Origin of the sequence: Actinomyces faecalis, assembly GCF_013184985.2 — a bacterium.
Lineage (GTDB): Bacteria > Actinomycetota > Actinomycetes > Actinomycetales > Actinomycetaceae > Actinomyces > Actinomyces faecalis.
Window position 1 is genome coordinate 688,580 of record NZ_CP063418.1, and the last position, 21,878, is coordinate 710,457.

At 70.7% G+C, this 21,878-nt stretch carries 15 protein-coding genes; 7 read left to right on the forward strand and 8 right to left on the reverse strand.

What is annotated here, in order from left to right; genetic code table 11:
• Nucleotides 1–459: 459 nt before the first annotated feature.
• The 5 genes from glgB to glgX form a co-directional block, all read right to left on the reverse strand.
• Nucleotides 460–2,703, reverse strand: coding sequence for a 1,4-alpha-glucan branching protein GlgB (glgB, locus tag HRL51_RS02750; RefSeq protein WP_172119625.1), 2,244 nt, complete (start codon nucleotides 2,701–2,703; stop codon nucleotides 460–462).
• Nucleotides 2,700–4,265 (reverse strand): phosphotransferase, encoded by a 1,566-nt coding sequence (locus HRL51_RS02755; RefSeq protein ID WP_172192400.1) that lies wholly within the window; start codon nucleotides 4,263–4,265, stop codon nucleotides 2,700–2,702. Before HRL51_RS02755 ends, glgB begins: the two co-directional genes overlap by 4 nt.
• Nucleotides 4,262–6,283 carry an alpha-1,4-glucan--maltose-1-phosphate maltosyltransferase gene (locus tag HRL51_RS02760; protein ID WP_172192512.1) on the reverse strand — a complete coding sequence of 674 codons (2,022 nt, stop codon included), beginning with the start codon at nucleotides 6,281–6,283 and terminating at the stop codon, nucleotides 4,262–4,264. The genes HRL51_RS02755 and HRL51_RS02760 overlap by 4 nt, the downstream gene beginning before the upstream one ends.
• A gap of 268 nt (nucleotides 6,284–6,551) precedes the next feature.
• Nucleotides 6,552–7,679 carry a tryptophan--tRNA ligase gene (gene trpS / locus HRL51_RS02765; protein WP_172192402.1) on the reverse strand — a complete coding sequence of 376 codons (1,128 nt, stop codon included), beginning with the start codon at nucleotides 7,677–7,679 and terminating at the stop codon, nucleotides 6,552–6,554.
• A gap of 76 nt (nucleotides 7,680–7,755) precedes the next feature.
• Nucleotides 7,756–10,086 carry a glycogen debranching protein GlgX gene (gene glgX / locus HRL51_RS02770; RefSeq protein ID WP_172192404.1) on the reverse strand — a complete coding sequence of 777 codons (2,331 nt, stop codon included), beginning with the start codon at nucleotides 10,084–10,086 and terminating at the stop codon, nucleotides 7,756–7,758.
• 190 nt (nucleotides 10,087–10,276) lie between these two features.
• Here glgX and HRL51_RS02775 point away from each other — a divergent pair, with 190 nt between their 5' ends.
• The 3 genes from HRL51_RS02775 to HRL51_RS02785 all read left to right on the forward strand — a co-directional run bounded on the left by HRL51_RS02775 (nucleotide 10,277) and on the right by HRL51_RS02785 (nucleotide 13,217).
• A complete protein-coding gene (locus HRL51_RS02775; protein WP_172192406.1) occupies nucleotides 10,277–11,089 on the forward strand; it encodes an electron transfer flavoprotein subunit beta/FixA family protein in 813 nt (270 codons plus the stop codon).
• A gap of 45 nt (nucleotides 11,090–11,134) precedes the next feature.
• Entirely contained in the window at nucleotides 11,135–12,193 is a 1,059-nt protein-coding gene (locus tag HRL51_RS02780; protein ID WP_172192408.1) for an electron transfer flavoprotein subunit alpha/FixB family protein, read from the forward strand.
• A 103-nt stretch (nucleotides 12,194–12,296) separates the two neighbouring features.
• Nucleotides 12,297–13,217: a hypothetical protein gene (locus HRL51_RS02785; RefSeq protein ID WP_244960228.1), complete on the forward strand. Its 921-nt coding sequence runs from the start codon at nucleotides 12,297–12,299 to the stop codon at nucleotides 13,215–13,217.
• A 234-nt stretch (nucleotides 13,218–13,451) separates the two neighbouring features.
• On the opposite strand, the gene HRL51_RS02790 is transcribed toward HRL51_RS02785, so the two are convergent.
• The gene (locus HRL51_RS02790) at nucleotides 13,452–14,468 is read right to left on the reverse strand and encodes a LacI family DNA-binding transcriptional regulator (protein WP_172119619.1); all 1,017 of its coding nucleotides are present in this window, start codon (nucleotides 14,466–14,468) and stop codon (nucleotides 13,452–13,454) included.
• Nucleotides 14,469–14,680: 212 nt separating this feature from the next.
• Between HRL51_RS02790 and HRL51_RS02795 the strand changes: the two genes are divergently transcribed.
• From HRL51_RS02795 to HRL51_RS02810, 4 genes are all read left to right on the forward strand, one after another.
• Entirely contained in the window at nucleotides 14,681–16,867 is a 2,187-nt protein-coding gene (locus HRL51_RS02795) for an alpha-galactosidase (RefSeq protein ID WP_172192410.1), read from the forward strand.
• Nucleotides 16,868–17,087: 220 nt separating this feature from the next.
• Entirely contained in the window at nucleotides 17,088–17,486 is a 399-nt protein-coding gene (locus HRL51_RS02800) for a GntR family transcriptional regulator (RefSeq protein WP_172119617.1), read from the forward strand.
• Nucleotides 17,483–18,310: an ABC transporter ATP-binding protein gene (locus HRL51_RS02805; protein ID WP_172192412.1), complete on the forward strand. Its 828-nt coding sequence runs from the start codon at nucleotides 17,483–17,485 to the stop codon at nucleotides 18,308–18,310. The genes HRL51_RS02800 and HRL51_RS02805 overlap by 4 nt, the downstream gene beginning before the upstream one ends.
• A complete protein-coding gene (locus HRL51_RS02810) occupies nucleotides 18,310–19,137 on the forward strand; it encodes a hypothetical protein (protein WP_172192414.1) in 828 nt (275 codons plus the stop codon). Before HRL51_RS02805 ends, HRL51_RS02810 begins: the two co-directional genes overlap by 1 nt.
• 28 nt (nucleotides 19,138–19,165) lie before the next feature.
• Here the strand turns inward: HRL51_RS02810 and mnmA are convergent, their stop codons facing one another.
• Together mnmA and HRL51_RS02820 are read right to left on the reverse strand one after the other, a co-directional pair.
• On the reverse strand, nucleotides 19,166–20,347 hold the full coding sequence (gene mnmA / locus HRL51_RS02815; protein ID WP_172192416.1) for a tRNA 2-thiouridine(34) synthase MnmA: 1,182 nt from the start codon (nucleotides 20,345–20,347) through the stop codon (nucleotides 19,166–19,168).
• Nucleotides 20,348–20,554: 207 nt separating this feature from the next.
• Nucleotides 20,555–21,856: a cysteine desulfurase family protein gene (locus HRL51_RS02820; protein WP_172192418.1), complete on the reverse strand. Its 1,302-nt coding sequence runs from the start codon at nucleotides 21,854–21,856 to the stop codon at nucleotides 20,555–20,557.
• Between the last annotated feature and the right edge of the window lie 22 nt (nucleotides 21,857–21,878).

Genomic DNA, 21,878 nt, shown 5'->3' on the forward strand with positions numbered 1-21,878 from the left:
CGTGCTGGGTGCCGGGGCGGGGCGGGGCGGGATCATCGCGAATGCCACGTCCTGGATTGCGATAGTCAAGGTGACAGGCTCGTGTACCTCCAAGTGTCGTAAGGGAGCCTGCTGCGTCAACGCCAGCAGCGTCCAGACCTACTCGCGCGCCGACGTTATCTGCATGAACCCCTGCCCGAGGGACTGCACTGGGCCCGCCACCGCCTGAGGGGGCGTCATTCTCAACGAGTCGTGGGCAGGGTCTTAAGCCCTTGGTGGCTTGACATCGTGACTCGGCAGCCGCGGCTGCGTGAGGTCACGATCTTGACCTTCTTGATCGACATCTTCTCTCCTCCCTTTCAGGAAAACATGATCGGGGTAAAGAGATGTGCGTCAGTACACGCGGTTGTGGTGCGAGGAGATGAGTGCGTAGTTGTCCGCCTGCCTCCCCGATGCCAAGGACGGAAAGATGAGAGGGGCTCAGTCCCGGCTGGGACGCAGGAAGATCGCGCCCATCGGGGGAACGCGTAGGCGTACCGAGGCCGGACGGCCGTTCCACGGCAGCTCCTCAGCCTCGACGTGCCCGAGGTTGCCTACGCCCGACCCGCCGTAGTCGGCAGCGTCGGTGTTGATGACCTCGTCCCAGCCTCCTGCGAAGGGCAGACCGACGCGGTAGCCCTCGTGCGGTGTGCCGGCGAAGTTGACGATCGCCACCACCAGGTCGGCCCGGCCGTCCGGACCGACCCCCTTACGCAGGTAGGACAGGACGTTGTGGTCCCCGTCCCCGGCCTCGATCCACTCGAAGCCACGGTGGGAGAAGTCGTCCGCCCACAGGGCGGGGGAGTCCTGGTAGAAGGCGTTGAGGTCGCGTACCAGGTGAAGCAGGCCCTGGTGGCCCGGGTCGTCCAGGATCCACCAGTCCAGCGAGCTCTCCGCGTTCCACTCCGCGCCCTGGCCGAACTCCTGGCCCATGAAGAGCAGCTGCTTGCCCGGGTGGGACCACTGGTAGGCGTACAGAGCGCGCAGCCCCGCCAGCTCCTGCCAGGGGTCGCCCGGCATCTTCGACAGCAGTGAGCCCTTGCCGTGGACGACCTCGTCGTGGCTGAGGGGCAGGATGAACTGCTCGGAGAAGGCGTAGACCAGGGAGAAGGTCAGCTCACCGTGGTGGTAGCGCCGGTTGATCGGCTCCTGGGCGAGGTAGCGCAGGGTGTCATTCATCCAGCCCATGTTCCACTTGAGCCCGAAGCCCAGGCCCCCGTACTCGGTGGGAGCGGTCACGCCAGGCCAGGCGGTGGACTCCTCGGCGATCATGACGATGCCCGGGTTCTTGCGGTAGGCGGTGGCGGTAGCCTCCTGCAGGAAGCTGATGGCCTCCAGGTTCTCCCGGCCCCCGAACTGGTTGGGGTGCCACTGGCCTTCCTCGCGGGAGTAGTCGAGGTAGAGCATGGAGGCCACCGCGTCCACGCGCAGGCCGTCGATGTGGAACTCCTGCAGCCAGTACAGGGCGTTGGCCACGAGGAAGTTACGCACCTCGTTGCGTCCGAAGTTGAAGATGTAGGTGCCCCAGTCCGGGTGCTCCCCGCGCTGGGGGTCCGGGTCCTCGTACAAGGGGGTGCCGTCAAAGCGCGCCAGCGCCCACTCGTCCTTGGGGAAGTGGGCAGGCACCCAGTCAAGGATGACGCCGATACCTGCCTGGTGGAGGCGGTCCACGAGGTAGCGGAAGTCGTCAGGGGTGCCGAAGCGCGCGGTGGGGGCGTAGTAGCCGGTCACCTGGTAGCCCCAGGAGCCGCCGAAGGGGTGCTCGGCCACCGGCATGAGCTCGACGTGGGTGAAGCCGGCCTCCTTGACGTAGGGCACGAGCTCGTCGGCCAGCCCGCGGTACCCCAGTCCCTGGCGCCAGGAGCCGATGTGCAGCTCGTAGATGCTCATGGGCCCGGCGTGGGGGTCCGCCTCACTGCGCTTGGCCATCCACTCCTGGTCCTCCCAGGTGTGGAAGAGGTCGGTGACGACCGAGGCGGTCGCCGGGGGGACCTCGGTGGCCCGCGCCATCGGGTCGGCCTTCTGGTGCCAGGAGCCGTCAGCGAAGCACAGCTCGTACTTGTATCGTGCGCCCACGCCCACGCCGGGCACGAACAGCTCCCACACCCCGGAGGCGCCCAGCGAGCGCATGGCGCTGGCGGTGCCGTCCCAGTAGTTGAAGTCGCCGACCACGCGCACGGCACGGGCGTTAGGGGCCCATACCGCGAAGGCAGTCCCCTCGACCTCGCCCATGGGGCCGCTGTAGTGCTTGACGTGGGCGCCCAGCACCTCCCACAGCTCCTCGTGACGACCCTCCGAGATGAGGTAGGTGTCCATCTCGCCCAGGGTCGGCATGAAGCGGTAGGGGTCGTCCACCCGCGTGGTCTCCTCGCCGTAGGTCACGTCGAGGCGGTAGTCAGGGACGGTGTCCCCGGGCAGGAGCGCTACCCAGACACCGTCCTGCTCGTGGACGGCCGGGTAGCTGGCGTCCTGGGTGACGACGGCGACGGCGTCGGCCAGGTGACGGACGGTGCGTACCGTCACGCCGTCCTTGCCCACGTGCGCGCCCAGGACGCTGTGGGGGTCGTGGTAGCGGGCGTAGGCCACGTCCGACAGGACCCAGGACTCGACGGGGACAGGCTGGGCACCGACGGTGTCAGGGCCGTGCGGCTGGTCGGCAGCAGGGGAGGGCGTGACATCGTTCATACCTCCACTCTCCCACGGGCAGAGTCCTTGGCGGGGGACTTTGTGCCGATGACCTGTCGGATTCCGGCTACCGGGATCTCCAGCCAGGCCGGACGGTGACGAGCCTCGTAGACGGCCTCGTACAGCGCCTTGTCCAGCTCCAGGGCCGTCAGGAGCACCTGTGCGCGGTGACGGCCGGGCTCGGTCGCGCAGGGCAGGACCTCGCGGTAGCCCGATGAGAAGGCCTCACGCACGGCCTCCAGCCAGCCCGGGTCGGTGGCCCGGCCGACGGCGGCGGCGTAGTCGAAGGAGCGCAGCATCCCGGCGACGTCCCGCAGCGGCTGGTCGGGGCGGCGACGGTCGGCCAGAGGGCGCAGGGGCTCACCCTCAAAGTCCAGGACGTACCACCGTCCGGGGAACTGGTCCTCGTGCAGCGTCTGGCCAAGGTGGTAGTCGCCGTGGACGCGTGTCGCCGGCTCCAGGTGCTCCAGGGACGAGACGGCGTCCAGGGCCTGGGCGACGTGGCCGGCCAGGCCCGGAAGCCGCTCCTGGAGGGCCGGGACCTCTGCCAGCGCCCACCGGGCCCGCTCCTGGAGGTCCCGACGCAGCTCAGCGGGGCTGACCGGCTCGCTCGTGCCCAGGGAGGAGGCCAGGTGCTCGTGCATCCGGGCGGTGGTCGCCCCCAGGTCGCGCGCCAGCTCGGTGGTAAGACGACGGCGGGTCCCGCCCTCGCCGTCGTCCTGACCTGCCAGCGCGCAGAAGAGCTCGAAGCCGTCGGTGGCCTGGGGGACGAAGGTCGTGGCGACGGCGGAGTCGGCGGTCACGGCCTCGCCGTCCGTCCCGGCGCCCGGCAGCTCCAGGGTCGACCAGGCCACGGGCGTGCGCACCCGGTCCCAGCCGCTGCGAGCCAGGGCCACGGAGACCTCGACATCGGGGTTACGGCCGGGGGCCAGGACCCGGAAGAGCTTGACGATGAGGTCGCCGGTATCCAGGTCCTGCGGTGCCGGCGGCATCGCAGGACGGGCCCCGCCCGGGGCGGAGCCGTCGGGACGGGCCGCGGAGCCGCCCTCGTGGGGGCGGGGCAGCGGCGCGGGCAGGATGACGCTCGTGTTCGACTGCTCCCCGGTGGTGACGTGCAGACGCTCGGTGCGCTGGGTGATCGCGGTGGCCGCCGGGGTGCTCAGCGTGGAGCCCGCTGCAAGGGCCGCACGGGCCCACGCCTGCCAGAAGGCAGGGTGGTGCGGCGCGTCCACGACCGCGCTCGCCCCGCCCTCCAGGACGAATCCCGCTGCCTGGGCGTCCTCCCTGGCGCCGGTCAGGGCGGACAGGACGGCGACGTCGTCCACCACGAGCGGGACGTGGAGGAGGACCTCGTCTGGACCGGTGGCCTCGTCCTGGGCCGCGCGAGGCAGGGCCAGGACCAGGTCGTGGATGCCGGGGGCGAGCTCGACGTCGACCACCACGCGCGTGCTGGCAGCCTGCGGGGCCGGGCCGGACCTGAGCGGGAACCAGCGGCGCGTGGACGCCCAGGCCAGCAGCTGAGGCAGGAGCTCAGCCGTTCCGGGCCAGGGGTGCGGGCTCATCGCAACGGTTCCACGTGCAGCACGTGCGCGCAGCGGCCGGCGTAGGGGTCCAGCCTCACGTAGCTGACGGCTCCCCACGTGAAGACCTCCCCGGTCAGCTCGTCGGTCACTCGTACCCCCGCGTCAGGCGGCAGCCCGAGCCGGGCCATGTCCAGGTACACCTGGCCCTCGCGTGCGTGGTGGGGGTCAAGGTTGACCACCGTGAGGACCACGTCCTCACGGCCTGTGGGCGAGTGCTCGGCGTCCACCCGCTTGGAGTAGGCGATGAGGGCGTCGTCGCTGGTGCCGTGGAACCAGACGTCCCGCAGCTGGCGCAGCGCCGGGTGAGCGGCGCGGGCGGCGTTGAGCCTGGTGAGCAGGTCCTCGATGCCGTTGGCGCGGGCGGCGGCGAAGTCACGCGGCTTGAGCTCGTACTTCTCGTTGTCGATCTGTTCCTCGTACCCCGGGCGCGGGGTGGACTCGGCCAGCTCGTAGCCGGAGTAGATGCCCCACGTGGGGGACAGCGTGGCGGCCAGCACGGCCCGCAGCTTGAAGGCCGGCACCTTCCCGTTGGTCATGAAGGGGGTGAGGATGTCGTGCGTGGTGGGCCAGAAGGCCGGACGCAGGACGTGGGCGGTGTCCTGGGAGAGCTCGACCACGTACTCGGTCAGCTCCTCCTTGGTGTTGCGCCATGCGAAGTAGGTGTAGCTCTGGTGGAAGCCGATCTTGCCCAGCGTGCGCATCATGGCCGGGCGGGTGAAGGCCTCGGCCAGGAAGAGCACCTGCGGGTGGGTGGCGTGGACCTCACGCAGCAGCCGCTGCCAGAAGCTGAGGGGCTTGGTGTGGGGGTTGTCGACGCGGAAGATGGTCACCCCGTGCTCGATCCAGGTGTAGACCACCTCACGGACGGCCTGGTAGATGCCCTCCGGGTCGTTGTCAAAGTTGAGGGGGTAGATGTCCTGGTACTTCTTGGGCGGGTTCTCGGCGTAGGCGATCGAGCCGTCAGCCAGGACCGTGAACCACTCCGGGTGCTCGGTCACCCACGGGTGGTCAGGGGAGCACTGCAGCGCCAGGTCGAGGGCCACCTCCATGCCCAGCTCGTGTGAGCGGGCCACCAGGGCGTCGAAGTCCTCGAAGGTGCCCAGCTCGGGGTGGATGGCGTCGTGGCCGCCCTCAGACGAGCCGATCCCGTAGGGCGAGCCAGGGTCACCCGGGCGGGCGGTGAGGGTGTTGTTACGGCCCTTGCGGTTGGTGACGCCGATCGGGGACAGGGGCGTGAGGTAGAGGACGTCGAACCCCATGGCGGCGATACGGTCCAGCCCCTTGGCCGCGGTGCGCAGGTTGCCGCTGGTCCAGTGCCCCTGCTCGTCCACGCGCGCACCCAGCGAGCGTGGGAAGATCTCGTACCACGAGCCTGTCAGTGCCCGGGGCCGGTCGACCTGCAAGGGGTAGGTGGCCGAGGGGGAGACGTGGTCACGCAGGGGCAGACGCTCCAGGGCCTCGGTGACGTCCGTGGCGACGCCTGCGCCCAGGCGCTCGCGGACGGGACGAGACCCGTCACGCAGGGCGACGGCTGCCGCCCGCAGGCGAGCGACGTCGTCGGCGCCGCGACCGGGGACCTCGGCGGCCCGGATGAGGACGCGGGCGCCCTCCTCCAGCATGAGGTCCACGTCAATGCCGGCCGGGACCTTGATCTCGGCGTCGTGGCGCCAGGTGGCGTAAGGGTCGGACCAGCCCTCCACGCGCAGTCCCCAGTCTCCGGGCTCGTCCGCGACCAGACGTCCCTCATAGCGGTCCATGCCTGGGGCGACGTCCACCATGCGCACGCTCGGGCCGTCGGTGCCGTCGGGACGGACCAGGACGGCGGTGGCGCCGTAGCGGTCGTGGCCCTCACGGAAGACGGTGGCGCGCACGGGGAAGACCTCGCCGACCACGGCCTTGGAGGGCCAGCGCCCGTCCTCCACCACGGGGAAGACCTCAGTGACCGGGATACGCCCGATGAGTGAGAAGGGCGCGGGCTCAGGCACCGCCTGAGGCACGGCAGCGACCGCCGAGCGGCTGGGAGCCGCCTGCTCCTGCGCAGGTGAGGCGGCGCGGGAGCCTGGGAGGTCACCCTTGCTCGTGGAGGCGGAACGGGACCTGGATCTGGTGTTGCGCGTCACAGGCGCAAGGCTACCCGACCCCGAGAGCCCACACGCGCACGCTAGGCGAGCTCCGTCAACCGCGAGCGGGTAGCTATGCACCCGAGTGAAGGCCTCTGAGCCCCTCACTCGGGTGCATAGCTACCCGCTCGCGGAATTAAGGGAGTCAGTAGTCCATGTGCATCGCGGTACGCACGGCGTCCAGAGTCTGGCTCGCCACCTCGCGAGCACGCTCGTTGCCGGCGTGCAGCACCTGGAGCAGGTAGTCCTCGTTGGCGGCCAGCTCGGCTCGACGAGCACGGATAGGAGCGAAGAAGTCGTTGACCGCCTCCGTGGTGACCTTCTTGAGGGTGCCTGCACCGCCGTCACCGACGCGGTCGGCGATCTCCTCCGGCGTGCCCGCCCCGCACAGGGAGGCCAGCGTGAGCAGGTTGGATACCTCCGGGCGGCCGACCGGGTCGTAGGTGATGACGCGCTCGGAGTCCGTCTTGGCCTTCCTGAGCGCCTTGGCGGTCTCGTCCGCGCTCATGCGCAGCTCGATGGTGTTGTGACGCGACTTGCTCATCTTCTCCCCGTCAAGACCCAGCAGGAGCGGTGCCTCGGACAGCAGCGCCTCAGGGCGGCGGAAGACCGGGTGCTCCTTGACCACGCGCCCGTAGCGCTTGTCGAAGCGCTGGGCGATCAGACGCGCCTGCTCCAGGTGAGGGAGCTGGTCCTTGCCCACGGGGACGAGGTTGGCCTGGCAGAAGAGGATGTCCGCGGCCTGGTGGACGGGATAGGTGAGCATGAGCCCGGTCATCGCGCGGCCGTCAGTGGCCTCCAGCTCGGCCTTGACCGTGGGGTTGCGGTGCAGCTCGGACTCGGTGACCAGGGAGAGGAAGGGCAGCATGAGCTGGTTCTCCTCAGGCACCGCCGAGTGCGCGAAGATCGTGGAGCGCTCGGGGTCCACGCCCACGGCCAGGGAGTCGGCTACCAGGGACAGGACGCGCTCGCGGACAGGGCCCACACCGTCACGGTCGGTGATGACCTGGTAGTCGGCTACGAGGATCCAGGTGTCCACGCCGCGGTCCTGGATCTTGGCCCAGGAGTGCATGGTGCCGAAGTAGTGCCCCAGGTGCATGTTGCCGGTGGGACGCACGCCGGTGAGCATGCGGTAGCGGCCGGGGTTGACGTCCAGGTCGGCCTCGATCTCGGCGCTGCGGGCCATGGAACGGGCGAGGGAGGCGTCAGAGGTGGCGCCGGCGAGCGCCTCCTCGGCCTTGGTAGGGGCGGTGGGCTCCGGAGTCTGCGTCATGGCGTCATCCTAGGCGAGGGTACTGAGGCTGCCAGCCGAGGGACGACGGCGGTCCGACCTCGGTCCTCAGGCGGCCTCAGACGAGATCCTCACCCGACAGGTACAGCCGCAGGCTCAGCGCGTCCATGGTCGTGGTGTCACCCGGCCGGTCCTGCCTGCAGCCCGTCATACCGGTACGTGCGGCCTGAGCCTGTGGCGAGACGGCGACGTGAGACCTACCGGCTGGTCCGCGCCCCACCCTGCGGGCCAGCGCGAAGGCAGAGGTGTGCGGGCGCGGGACCGCCCAGGAGGAGTCCCAGGTCAGGTGCCAGTCACGTCCGTGCGCGCCGGGCAGCGTGACCTCCACCTGGTCCAGGGAGCCGTTGATGACCACGAGCAGGTCGTCGTCGCCCACCGGCACGCCCGAGCGCAGCATCTGGACCACTCGCGTGTGCGGGTCGTGCCACTGCTCGTGCTCCATCGCCTCGCCGTCGGCGCGGTACCAGGCCAGGTCCGCGATCGAGTCCCCGTCAACCGGCAGCCCGGTGGCGAAGGCCGCGGGGCGCATAACCGGGTGCTCGCGGCGCAGGCGCAGCAGGAAGCGGGTGGTGGCCAGGACGTCGCGCTGCCAGGTGGCCAGGTCCCAGTCGTACCAGGACACCGGGGAGTCCTGGCAGTAGGAGTTGTTGTTACCGCCCTGGCTTCGGCCGACCTCGTCGCCTCCCAGCAGCATGGGCGTGCCGGCCGAGACCAGGAGCGTGCCCAGCACGTTGCGAGTGGACCGACGGCGCAGCACCTCGATCGGGCCGCCGTCCACGCCCTCAGGGACCGGGCCCTCGAAGCCGTGGTTCCATGAGCGGTTGTCGTCGGTGCCGTCGCGGTTGGCCTCGCCGTTGGCCTCGTTGTGCTTGTAGTCGTAGGAGACCAGGTCGCGCAGGGTGAAGCCGTCGTGGGCGGTGACGAAGTTGACGCTGCCCAGCGGCCCGCGTCCTGCGGGGTACTCCCCGCCGGAGAACAGGTCCGCGCTGCCTGACAGGCGCGTGGCCAGGTCACACAGGTCCGAGCCGGGCAGACCCTTGGCCAGGGCGGAGGCGTCGGAGAGCCAGAAGGAGCGCACGGTGCCGCGGTAGCGGTCGTTCCAGTCGTGGAAGGGGGCGGGGAACTCGCCGGTGCGCCACCCGCCCGGCCCCACGTCCCAGGGCTCGGCGATGAGCCTGGCGCGCTGGAGCACCGGGTCCGTGGCCATGCCGATCAGCAGGGCGTGGCGCGGGTTGAACTCTGAGCCCTCGCGTCCCAGGGTCGCCGCCAGGTCGAAGCGGAAGCCGTCCACGCCGATCTCGCTGACCCAGTAGCGCAGGGAGTCCAGCGCCAGCTGGACGGCCCGGGTGGAACGGAAGTCCACGGTGTTCCCGGTTCCCGTGACGTCGGCGTACTGGGCGGGGCGCCCGGGGGAGTGCAGGTAGTACTCCAGGTTGTCCAGGCCGCGCAGGCTCAGGCTCGGTCCGTCCACGCCTGACTCGCAGGTGTGGTTGTAGACCACGTCCATGACGACCTCGAGCCCGGCCTCGTGAAGGATCGAGACCATGCCCCGCAGCTCGTCGAGCACGGCCTGGGGGCCGGCCTCGCGCGCGGCGGCGGTGGCGTAGGAGGGCTCGGGGGCGAAGTAGGACAGCGTGGAGTAGCCCCAGTAGTTCGTGCGCGAGCTCTTCAGGAGGAAGACCTCGGAGAAGGAGGCCTGGATCGGAAGCAGCTCGATCGTGGTGACACCGAGGGAGGTGAGGTAGCTGATCGTGGCCGGGTGGGCCAGGCCCGCGTAGGTTCCGCGCAGCTCGGGCGGGACCCCGGGCATGTCGTGGGTCAGGCCCTTGACGTGGGTCTCGTAGATGACTGTCTGCTCGGGCGCCGTGCGTGGGCCGGGCACGACGGGGAAGGTCGGGGGGCCGGTGACCACGCCCAGGGCCACGTGGCTGGCGGAGTCCAGGAGCGAGGGCGTCATCGGCTGGGCCACCGGGCGCAGCCGCTCGTCGACCTCGTGGGCGAAGATCTCCGGACCGAGCTCTGGGGTCCCCTCCAGCGCACGTGCGTAGGGATCGAGCAGGAGCTTGTTCGGGTTGGCGAGTACGCCCTCGTCAGGGCTCCACGGCCCGTGGACGCGGTAGCCGTAGCGCTGGCCCGCGCCCACGCCCGGGACGAAGGCGCCCCAGGCGCCGCGCTCGGGCCCGTGCATGCCGACCCGCCGCTCAGCCAGGACCCGGCCGGCGCCGTCGGTCTGGACCAGGCACAGGTCGACGGCGGTGGCGTGCGGGGCGACGACGACGAAGCTCGTCCCCTCCGCCTCGGTGGTGGCGCCCAGACGCGTGCGGTCGCGGGCGTCCTCGGGGCAGAGGGCTGCAGGCAGCACGGTGAGGGATTCAGACACGCCTGCCATTGTCTCGGTACTCCGGGGACCGGACAAGCTCAGCGCCGTGCTGTGTCACACGTACGGCAGGTGAGGGTGCTCGCACCCTCGGTTCCGCGCTCGTCCCTGCGGCCCGTCCCGCCCCGGGGCCGGGGTGCCGTGCGTCTCAAGCGTGCCCGGCCCCCTGGCACCTGAGGAAGGGTATGGCAACCTTGGCTGCATGAAAATCGTCGTCTGCATCAAGCACGTCCCCGACGTCCAGTCCGAGCGCCGCCTGGAGGACGGGCGTCTCGTGCGCGGTGAGGAGGACGTCCTCAACGAGCTCGACGAGAACGCCGTCGAGGCAGCCGTGGCCCTGGTCGAGGACCTCGGCGGTGAGGTGGTGGCTCTCACCATGGGCCCCGAGGACGCCGAGGACGGGTTGCGCCGCGCCCTGCAGATGGGAGCCGACTCCGGCGTGCTGGTGACGGACGAGTCCCTGGTAGGGGCCGACGTCGTCGCCACCGCCCGCACCCTGGCTGCCGCGATCGCTCGCATCGGCGGGGTGGACCCGGCTGCGCCGCGCGAGGAGGGGCAGGTCGTCACCGGTGACGTGGACCTCGTCATCACCGGTATGGCCTCCCTGGACTCCATGACCTCGATGCTGCCCGGCGCGCTCGCCGCAGCCCTGGGCGTACCGGCTCTCACCCTCGCCAGCACCCTGGAGGCCGCGGACGACGGCGAGGTCGTCGTCACCCGTGCCACCGGCTCCCTGCGCGAGACCCTGGCCGCCCCCACCCCTGCGCTGGTCTCGGTCACGGACCAGGCCAACGAGCCGCGCTACCCCAACTTTGCCGCGATGCGCGCCGCCAGGAAGAAGCCCGTGAACACCTGGGACCTGGCTGAGCTGGGTCTGGAGCCGGGAGCCGGACCGGACATCGCCGTCGTCAGCTCCCAGGCCCGTCCGCCACGTGAGGCCGGCACCATCCGGACCGACGCAGGGCAGGCCGGGCGTGACCTGGCTGTCTGGCTGGTGGACAACAAGCTGGTGTGAGCCGGGCCCGCCCCACAGACCTGCACGCGAGAGACTGAAGAAGCAATGACTGAGACGCTGACTGACCCGATCCTCGTCCTGGTGGACCTCGAGGCCCCCTCGGACGCTCCCGGCGGCCTAGGCGCTGCCCAGACCACCCACGCCCGTCCCACCGGACCGGCCCTCGACCTGCTGGCGGGAGCCCGTCACCTGACCAGCGGCGACGTCGTTGCTGTCGTGCTCGGCACGGTCGGGGCCGACGCCTCGGCCCTCCTGGCGGCGGCCGGTGCCACCCGGCTGCTGGCCGCTGAGCTCGGGGGCTCGCAGTCCCTGGCCGGGGTCGCCGCGGACGCCCTGGTCTGCGCGGCGCGCAGCGTGCGCCCCGCGGCCTCCCTCGTCGTCTCGGACTACCGCGGCAAGGAGGTAGCCGGGCGTGCTGCCGTCCTGCTGGGCTCGGCTGCCGCCTGTGACGTGGCCGAGGTCGAGGTTCGTGACGGAGCGCTGCACGCCTCCAGGCTCGTGCTCTCGGGCTCCTGGTCCACGACGACGCGTCTGGCCGCCTCGGGAGAGGCTGCACCGGTCCTGGCGGTGCGTCCCGGTGCCTTCGCGGCCGCCGGTGTCGAGGCGGGCGAGCTGGACCGTGAGGTGCGTCCTGAGCCGCTGGCCGTGGAGGTCCTTGACGCTGAGGTGAGCCCTCAGTCCCTGTCCGTGCGCCTGGTCTCACGTGAGCAGGCCAGCGTCGTCAGCGGGCCGGACCTGGCCCAGGCTCGTACCGTCGTGGTCGGCGGGCGCGGGGTCGACGGTGACTTCGACCTGGTCCGCTCGCTCGCAGAGCCGCTGGGTGCGGCAGTGGGTGCGACGCGTGTGGCCTGCGACGAGGGCTGGATCGAGCGCAGCGCCCAGATCGGCCAGACCGGGCTGTCAGTCGCTCCACGCCTGTACGTCGGCCTGGGCGTGTCCGGGGCCGTGCACCACACCAGCGGCATCCAGGGGGCGGGCACGATCGTGGCCGTGTGCGACGACTCCGAGGCCCCGATCTTCGAGATGGCCGACTACGGCATCGTCGGTGACGTGCGCGAGGTCGTCCCGCAGCTGGTCGAGGAGCTGGGTCGGCTTCGAGGATGAGAACCTGTCCGTCCTGGACGGGTGCGGGTCTGAAGGTCCTGGCGCTGCCGGCTTTGTCAGGCTAGCCTTACCTGAGATCTTAGGCGTCCCAGGAAGAGGAACCGTGACACTCTCGGCTCAGCCGTCCCAGCCCGGTCCCGCCGTCCCTGCGGCTAACCGCTCCGTGGTCAGCCAGCCGGCTGTGACCTCGCGGCGCATGGCGCGGAGGCTGCTGTCCGGGACCGGGTGCGCGAGCGTGACCGCCTACCGCTACGACGGGACCGAGCCGGTCGTCGTTCTGCACGCTCTGGACACCGACGGGCGGGTCCTCGTCGCGGCCCGCCCCGACGGCGGGCACGTCCTGGCCCAGGTCGGCTCCGGGGCCGCTACCGAGGTCCGGCTCGACGTCACCCTGGAGGCTGCCGAGGCGGGTATGCGCATCACGACTGCGAGCGCTCACCTGCTCGGCACGCTCACCTGGCTTGCTGATGCTGAGGCGGCGCGGGTCCTGGCCGGTGAGGCCGCGGGCTGCCACTGCCCGGTCACGGGTGAGGACCCGCTTGCAGGGCTCGCTGCCCTGGCGCAGGCTCCGGGAGGCCGTCTCGGCGTCATCGAGACTGAGCGGGTCATCGTGCACGACGCCCTGGGAGTGTCTGGTCACGCGATGACTGAGGTCCTGGACCCCGACGCCGGGGGCGCTCCGGCCCTGCTGTGGACCGCCTTCGACGAGGTCAGTGCCCAGGAGGAGGTCGGCGGGCTGGGTGACGCCGTGCTTGACGTGCTGTGCGGCGGCGTCGTCGAGGGGGACGTGCCTGGGATCGTGTGCTCGCACCGCCCGGCTGAGGGTCTGAGCCCCTCGCTGTGGGACCGGGTGCTGTGCGTGGACGTGGCGCCGGACGCGGTGACGCTGATGCGGCTGGGTCGTGGCTGCGTGGACACGGTCCTCGTGCCGCTGCCGGCGGGAATCCTGCGGGCCTGCCAGGTGGCGCCGGCGCTGACCGAGATGGTCCAGGACGTCCTGGTGGAGCGGCTGCTCAGGCCCTGAGGGGCTCAGCGAGCCTGGCAGGGCAGACAGGCTGCCTTGTCCTCGCCGATCGAGATCGCCTCGGCGGTGCACATATCGACATAAGACACTGCCGTCGCGGGAGAAGCGAGGAGTACAGGCATAGGCGGCAGCGCGTTGTCGCACAAGCGGGACGCACTTCTTGCGCACGTCTCCTGTTTCCGCATGAGATGAGCCGAGCCTTGCTGAGACGGACCTGAGGAGACGGGGCCTGCGTCAGTGTGTGACAAGGGCTGGGCACCCGCAGGACTCGCCGACAAGCAGCTGCATCGGGAACAGGGTCTGCGTGGCCTGGCGCTCCGGCTGGGTCGTGGCGTCGACAGCGGCCCGGGCCATCGCCTCAAAGGGCTGGGTCAGGGTCGTCAGCCGGGGAGTGCTCATGAGCACTGACTCCGTGCCGTCGGTGGCGACGAGGGCGATGTCCTGGGGCGTACGCATACCCCGCTCCCACAGGGCGCGCAGCGCCCCCAGGGCGAGCAGGTCAGATCCGGCGAGCACCGCCGTCGGCGGGGTGGGGGTGTCCAGGAGACGGCGCATCGCCTGGTAGCCGGCTGCCCGGCTCCACCCGGTGGTCTCGACGAGGGTCTGGGGCAGGTCGTGCTGGGTCAGTGCCGCACGCCAGCCGTGGACCCTGCCGTTGAGGTCCCAGGAGTCCAGGGGTGCCATGAGCAGGGCGATGTCAGTGTGTCCGTGGGCGATGAGGTGGTCGACCGCCTGGCGGGTCCCTGCCTCCATGTCAGCCCCGATCGTGTGGTGGCTGGGTGAGGGAGCGGCGGCGCACAGCAGCGCCGTCGGCAGCCTGCGGGCGAAGGCGTCGTAGGAGCCGGGCTCCTTGACGGGGGAGATGACGAGGCCGTCGACCCCGCGGTCGATGAGCGCGGCGATCAGGTCGTCCTCGCGTCGCGCAGAGGCGTCGGTCGTCATCAGGAGCGTGCCGAAGCCGGCCTGCTCCGCCGCGGCGGCAATGTGCTCGACGAGCTCGGCGTGGTAGGGGTTACGGACCCCGGGCACGCACACGCCCAGGAGCCGTGAGGCTCCCGAGCGCAGTGCCCGCGCTGAGGCGTTGGGGCTGTACCCGAGCGCCTGGATAGCGGCCTCCACGCGCTCGCGCGCCTCGGAGGAGACCGGGCGGGGGCCGTTGTTGACCACGTAGGAGACGACGGCGGTGCTGACGCCGGCCGCGCGGGCGACGTCAGCCTGGGTCGGCGAGGCGGGGCGGTGGTCCGGGGTCATCCTCGTTCCTCGGTGGGGTGGTAGGGGCAGCCTGGCTGGCGTGCGCAAGCCAGGGCGTCGGGTCCCGTCGGTACGAGACCCGAGCGCCTGAAGGGCTTCCACAGAGTATTCTATGCGTATAGAGTTCATGTGGCGACCGGATCGGTCGCCGCTGGCGGCGTCGAGGCGGACGGCCGCTCGTCGATGAGATCTCACTAGGACAAGGACCCCGCATGATGCTCACTCGCACGGTGCACCTGCGCCATGACGGAACCTCGCTCGTGCTGGCAACCGACCCGTCGGGCCTGCCCACCGTTCCCTACTGGGGTGCCGACCTCGGTCCGCTGGACGAGGAGGCCCTCACGGCCCTGCTGGAGGCCACCACCCGGATGAAGGTGGACAACGACCCGGACCTCGTCACGGCTCCGAGCATCCTGCCGGCTGCCTGGACCGGCTGGTCGGGCAGGCCTGGTCTCGTGGGTCACCGGGGCGACGGGACGGCCTGGTCCCCGCGCCTGACGGCTGCCCGGGTGCTGGTCCGGGGCTCTGACGGAGCCGACGAGGTGGTCGAGGAGGGTGCTGTGCGCGTCGTGGATGACGGCAGCGTCGTCGTTGACCTGAAGGACCGCGCCGCAGGGCTGACCGTCTCCGTCGAGCTCGCAGTGGCGGCCGGTGGCGTCGTCCAGGCGCGGGCCGTGCTGACCAACGACGATGAGCAGGCCTACTCGCTGGAGGAGCTGAGCCTGGCGCTGCCCGTGCCGCTGGAGCACGACGAGGTGCTCGACCTGACCGGGCGCTGGGGACGGGAGCGCAGCCCGCAGCGTCATCGCGCCACCTTCGGCACCTACCTGCGTGAGGGACGCCACGGACGCACCGGCTTCGACGCCACCGGTGTCCTGGTGTGCGGGCAGGAGGGCTTCGACTTCCGTGGCGGCGAGCTGCGTGGGCTGCACGTGGCCTGTCCGGCCAACCACCGCACCTACCTCGACCGCCTGCCCGAGGGCTACCAGGTCCTGGGTGGGGGCGAGCTGCTCATGCCTGGTGAGGTCAGCCTCGCTCACGGCGAGTCCTACACCGGCCCGTGGCTGCACTTTGTCCACGGTGCGGGCCTGGACGAGGCGGCTCAGCGGCTGCACGCCTGGCAGCGCAGCCTGGACACCTCTCCGTCGGCTGACCGTCCGGTGACCCTCAACGTCTGGGAGGCCGTCTACTTCGACCACTCCCTGCCCACGCTCCTGCGGCTGGCGGACCTCGCCGCGAAGGTGGGTATCGAGCGTTACGTGCTTGACGACGGCTGGTTCGGCTCGCGCCGGGACGACACGTCCGGGCTGGGGGACTGGGTGGTCTCCGACGAGGTCTGGCCGGACGGGCTCGGGCCGCTCGTCGACCACGTCACCGGGCTCGGGATGCAGTTCGGGCTCTGGTTCGAGCCGGAGATGGTCAACCTCGACTCTGACGTCGCGCGCGCCCACCCGGAGTGGATCATGGCGGCGGGCGAGGAGCTGCCGCTGAGCTGGCGCCACCAGTACGTGCTCAACCTGGCTATCCCGGAGGCCTGGGAGCATGTGCGCTCGCAGGTGGACGCACTGTTGACGCAGTACCCGATCTCCTACATCAAGTGGGACCACAACCGCGACGTCTTCGACGGCGGGGACCGCACGCGTGGCGGTCGGGCCAGCGTCTCGGCGCAGACCCGCGCGGCGCTGGCCCTCATGGACCGCCTGCGTGCTGACCACCCCGGTCTGGAGATCGAGTCCTGCTCCTCCGGCGGGGCGCGGATCGACCTGGAGATGGTGCGTCACACCCAGCGCTTCTGGGTCTCGGACGACATCGATCCGCACGAGCGCCAGTCCATCGTGCGCTGGACCCAGCAGCTTATCGCTCCTGAGCGTCTGGGCACCCACGTGGCCTCGCACCGCTCGCACACCACTGGTCGTCAGCACGACGTCAGCTTCCGCGCCTGCACCGCCCTGTGGGGGCACATGGGGGCTGAGTGGGACCTGACGAGCGTCACCCAGGACGAGCGTGACGCCCTGGCGCTGTGGGTCGACTACTACAAGAGGCACCGCCACACGCTCCTGACGGGCAAGGTCTACCGGGACGAGGTGGGTGACTCGACGATGTGGCTGCACGGCGTGGTCGCCCAGGACGCCTCGGAGGCAGTCTTTGAGCTTGCCTGCCTGGAGCGCAGTCCTCTGGCGCACCAGGGAGCAATCCGCCTGCCGGGCCTGGAGAGCCAGGCGCGCTACCGCGTCCGTCCCCGGGTCCTGGGACAGGAGCCCAGCGGATTCGTGGCGCCGCCGTGGTTCAACGACGGTGAGGGCGTCGTCCTGACCGGTGGTGTGGCGGGGGCCGTCGGGCTGGCTGCTCCCACCCTCAACCCCGACCAGGCGCTGCTGATCGAGGTCGAACGGGTCTGATGCCCTGCCGGTGCCCGGGCGCGTGCTGGGTTCCGGCCTGACTTAGGTCGACCCCGCTGGTCCTCTCTGTCTCCGGCCTGGTACGGATCCTGTGGAAGCTGCGTTTTCCATCGGCTCCGCACCGGGCCGGAGGTCTGCCTGCCCGTGGGAGGGGTTGACGACCCGGTGTGTCTGTGTCACTGTATTAATGCACTCATACAGATGGGGGTGAGAGAGGCCGATGCAGATTGACGACTCGCGTCCGATCTGGGTCCAGCTCGTCGCCGAGCTCCGCCTGAGGATCGTCTCGGGCCAGTGGGCGCCGGGAAGCAGGATCCCCAGCGTGCGTGAGCTGGCCTCAAGCGCTGGCGTCAACCCCAATACGGTCCAGCGTGCGCTGGCCGAGCTTGACCGCACGGGGTTGACGGCGGCCGAGCGCACCGCCGGACGCTTCGTCACCGCTGACGGTGCCGTCCTGGACGCCGTGCGTGCCGAGCTGGCCGCCGAGGCCACTGACGCCTATCTCGCCTCGATCGCCGGGCTCGGCATGGGCCTGGACGAGATTACCGACCTGCTCGCAGCGCGCTGGCCCGCCACCGACAGCTGGACCACCCGTCACACCAAAGGAGAGCTCTCATGACCCCCACTCATGTCCCAGCACACGACCCTGGGGGCGGCACGCCCCCTGCTGCGGCTGGAGAGTGTCCGTCGGCGTCAACCTCCACAGCCCGCCCCAGCGGCACCATTCCTGCTGTTCCCGGCGGGAGCGACCGCAACGCCGTCGTCGTGAAGCACCTGACCAGACGCTTCGGGAGCCTGACGGCCCTGGACGATCTCAGCCTCACCTTGCCCGCTGGCCGCGTCACGGGGCTCATGGGCTCGAACGGCTCAGGCAAGACCACGTTGCTCAAGATCCTGGCTGGAGTGCTTTCCGACTACGACGGTGAGGTGAGCGTTGCGGGCTACGCGCCAGGGCCGGAGTCCAAGGCTCGTGTCTCCTTCCTGCCGGACGCAGCGTTCCTGGCGGAGTCATTGACGGTGCCGGCAGCCATCAGCCAGTTCGCCCGGCTTTTCACGGACTTCGACGCCGACAAGGCACGCATACTCTGCCAACACTTCACGCTTCCCCAGGACCGCACCCTGAAGGGCATGAGCAAAGGCATGGGGGAGAAGCTGAAGATCGCGCTGACGATGTCCCGCCGGGCCGAGGTCTACCTCCTGGATGAGCCGATCTCCGGGGTGGACCCTGCCACCCGTGAGGTCATCCTCGACGGCATCCTGTCCGACTTCGACCCGGGCGCCCTCCTGCTCGTCTCCACCCACCTCATCGCCGACGTCGAACCGATCGTGGACTCCGTGGTCTTTCTTGACCAGGGCCGGCTCCGACTGGCCGGTGACGCCGATGACCTGCGCCAGGCCCACGGCATGGGGCTGGACGCCCTGTTCAGGAAGGAGTACCGCTGATGCTGGCAACACTGCTCCAGGAGGAGCTCCTCTCCAAGGGCCGCGGCTACCTCCAGGTCCTTGCTGTCCTTGCCGTCGCAGGCATCGGGGCCTTCGCGGTGGGAACGGTCCCGGCACTGATGGGAGCAGAGCTCCTGACGACCCTGACCTTCACCATCGTCATCGTCGATTTCCTGGTGGCCGTGCCGATCGTCGTGGTCAGCGAGCTGATCGACTACTGGCAGTCGATGTACGGCCAGCGCGGCTACCTCACCATGAGCATCCCGGCTCGCGGCCGCGAGGTCTTTGGGGCGAAGGTGGTCTTCAGCCTCGCGGTGACCCTGGTCTCCATCATCTTCGCGGCCCTTGGCGTGGCGGCGGTGGTTATCGGTAGCGCCTGGGTGCGTGGGGTCACGGTGGACAGCCTCATCAGCCCGCTGCACGAGGTCATTGACGCCGTGGGGACAGGGTTTTTCTGGGGCTTTGTGGTCTTCCTGGTCCTCCAGCTGCTCTCCTGGGTGGTCATCACCGAGGCGGTCATGTCCCTTGGTGCGCAGGCCAGGTGGAACCGCATGGGGATCGCGGCGCCGATCATCGGCGTGCTCCTGGTCTACCTCATCAACCAGGTACTCATGGTGGTGTCCATCATCCTCGTGCCGGTGGGCCTGGACCTGGCGAGCCACCAGATCGTCTCCGAGGGGTCGCTGCCATCCATGGTCGAGACCTGGGGGACGGGCGAGGACCTTTCGGTCCTAGGACTGGGATTCCTCCCGGTGCCGCTGCTCCTGGCCCTGGTACTTGCATGGCGGGCGGTCCCGGCGATTGAGAGACGCACGAGCCTGCGCTGACGCGATGGGCCGTGCAGCGGGTCCTGGTTCAGGCGACCGTTGCCTGGGCCAGGACCCGCTCGCCGTCCCGGCCGCCGTAGACGACGACGCTCTGGCCTGCCGCCAGCCCGCGCACAGGCTCATGCAGGCGCGCGTGCAGGGCGGAGCGTGCAGGGTCGACGAGGACGTCGGCCGGGACCGGACGACCGTGAGCACGGACCTGCACGGCGACGTCGGTCCAGCCCTGAGCCGGTGCTGGCTGGCCGGTACAGGGCTCGTCGACGCCGTCGTGGCTCTGGAAGCAGGACGCGGCAGGCTCTGCCTCATCCGGGTCCGCCAGGAGGACCAGGCCGTCGGCCTCGATCTCATGGCGAGAGAGCAGCTCGCGCGCTCCCACGACGACCTCGTTGGTAGCCGGGCGCGTGGCAAGGACGTAGCGCGGCTGGCCGTCGGGTGCAGGACGGTCCAGGCCCAGGCCCCTGCGCTGGCCGATGGTGAAGCCGAAGTAGCCCGAGTGCCTGCCCAGCACCTTGCCGTCAGGGCTGACGAGAACGCCCTCCTGTGCTCCCAGCGAGCGCTGGAGGAAGCCACGGGTGTCCCCGTCGGCCACGAAGCAGATGTCGTAGGAGTCAGGCTTGTCCGCGACCGGCAGCCCGCGCTCGGCGGCCTCGGCGCGTACCGCGGCCTTGGAAGGGGCGTCCCCGAGCGGGAAGAGCGCTCGCGACAGGCCCTGGCGCCCGGAGACCGCCAGCACGTAGGACTGGTCCTTGGCGGAGTCAGCCGCGCGGGACAGGCACAGCCCGCGTGCGTCTCCCGGACGTCCCGAGCTCGCGCCTCCGGTGAGTCGGGCGTAGTGTCCGGTAGCCACGGCGTCGAAGCCCATGACTAGGCCCCGCTCCAGCAGGGCGTCGAACTTGACCCGCTCGTTGCATCGGACACAGGGGTTGGGTGTGCGGCCTGCGCGGTACTCGGACAGGAAGTCCGCCACGACCCTGTCCTCGAACTCCTCGGACAGGTCCCACACGTAGAAGGGGATACCGAGGATCTCAGCGGCCCAGCGCGCGTCCGCGGAGTCCTCGATGGAGCAGCAGCCGCGTGAGCCCGACCTGGTCTGGGCGCGGTTGCGGGTCAGTGCCATGTGGACGCCCACGACCTCGTGGCCGGCGTCCACCGCGCGTGCGGCGGCGACGGCGGAGTCGACTCCGCCCGACAACGCAGCCAGTACCCGCATGGCGCCTCCTGCTCAGCTCGTGGTGACCCGTGCCGCTGACCGCGGCTCCAGGGCCGTGGGGAGCCTAGCGCCCGCCACGGTCCCCTGACGAGGCCGGGGCGCGGTGACCTTGGTCCGCCGGGGCCGGTGTGACTCGACAGGTCCGGAGCGGGCGGAGGCAGGACCGGCAGGACGCAGCGGCGGGGAGTCGCGCTGGTCCGCCTGGGCTCAACCGATGCCGCGCGGGCGCAGTTCCCTTGCCCGACGAGCCACCTCCAGGGCGTGGGGCAGCGCGGCCAGCAGCCGGTCCACGTCCGTCGCCGTGGTCCCGTGTCCCATCGTGCAACGCAGGGTGGAGCGTGCGGCCGCCTCGTCATGGCCCATGGCCAGCATGACGGTAGAGGGCTGGGTGACCCCGGCGTGGCAGGCTGAGCCGGCAGAGGCGTCGATACCGGCCAGGTCCAGGTCCATCAGGAGGGCCTCGGAGTCAGCCCCCTGACAGGTCAGGTGCGCCGTGCCGGGAAGGTGCGGAGCATCATCGGGCAGCGTCGGACGGACCCCAGGCATCGCCGTCGCCCCAGCGAGCAGACGCGCACGCAGCGCCTCCAGGCGGGCCGCCTCCACCTCCTGCTCGGCAACGGCGAGCTCCAGGGCCAGCGCCAGGGCTCGGGCCCCGACCACGTCCTGGGTGCCTGAGCGGATGCCGCGCTCCTGGCGTCCACCGCCAGCGGCAGGGACCAGGGCGACCTCGCGACGCAGCACGAGCGCGCCGACCCCGACCGGGGCTCCCAGCTTGTGCCCGGACAGGGACATGGCGTCCACGTCCCACGCGCTGAAGGCGACGGGAAGATGGCCGACCGCTGCCACGGCGTCCGTGTGGACCGGGACCCACTGCGGCGTCCCACGCCTCGCTGCGCCGCTCACGCGCCGTACCGCGGAGACGATCCCTGCCACGTCCTGGACCAGTCCCGTCTCGTTGTTCGCCGCCATGACGCTGACGACCGCGGTGCGCCCGGGCTCCACGGCGGCCGCGACACGGGCGGGGTCCACCCGACCGACCTGGTCCACACCCACCACCGTGAGGTCAGCACCCAGGGCCTGGGCCGTACGGGCGGAGTCTGCCACGGCCGGGTGCTCGACGGCACTGACCACGACCTGCGGCCTGCGGGCCCCGGCAGCGCGTGCGGCGAGCACGCGCCCGATCACGGCCAGGGAGTCTGCCTCCGAGCCGCCTGAGGTGAGCAGGACCTCGTGCGGGTCCGCACCGAGGGCCGTCGCGATCCGTGCGCGGGCCTCGGCCAGCAGGGCACTGACACGTCTGCCTGAGGAGTGCTGCGCCGACGGGCTCGCCCACCCGCCCAGGCCCGAGGCCAGGTCCTGCGCGACCTGCTGCGCGACCTGCGGACGTAGGGGAGCGGAGGCGGCGTGGTCGAGGTAGACGCGTGCGCGGTCCGCACCTGGCCCTGGGGCCACCCGTCCTGGAGCGGGGAGTGGCGAGGTGGCCGGACGTGGTGCGGGCTGAGCGGACATGGCACCAGGGTAGGTGGGGGCA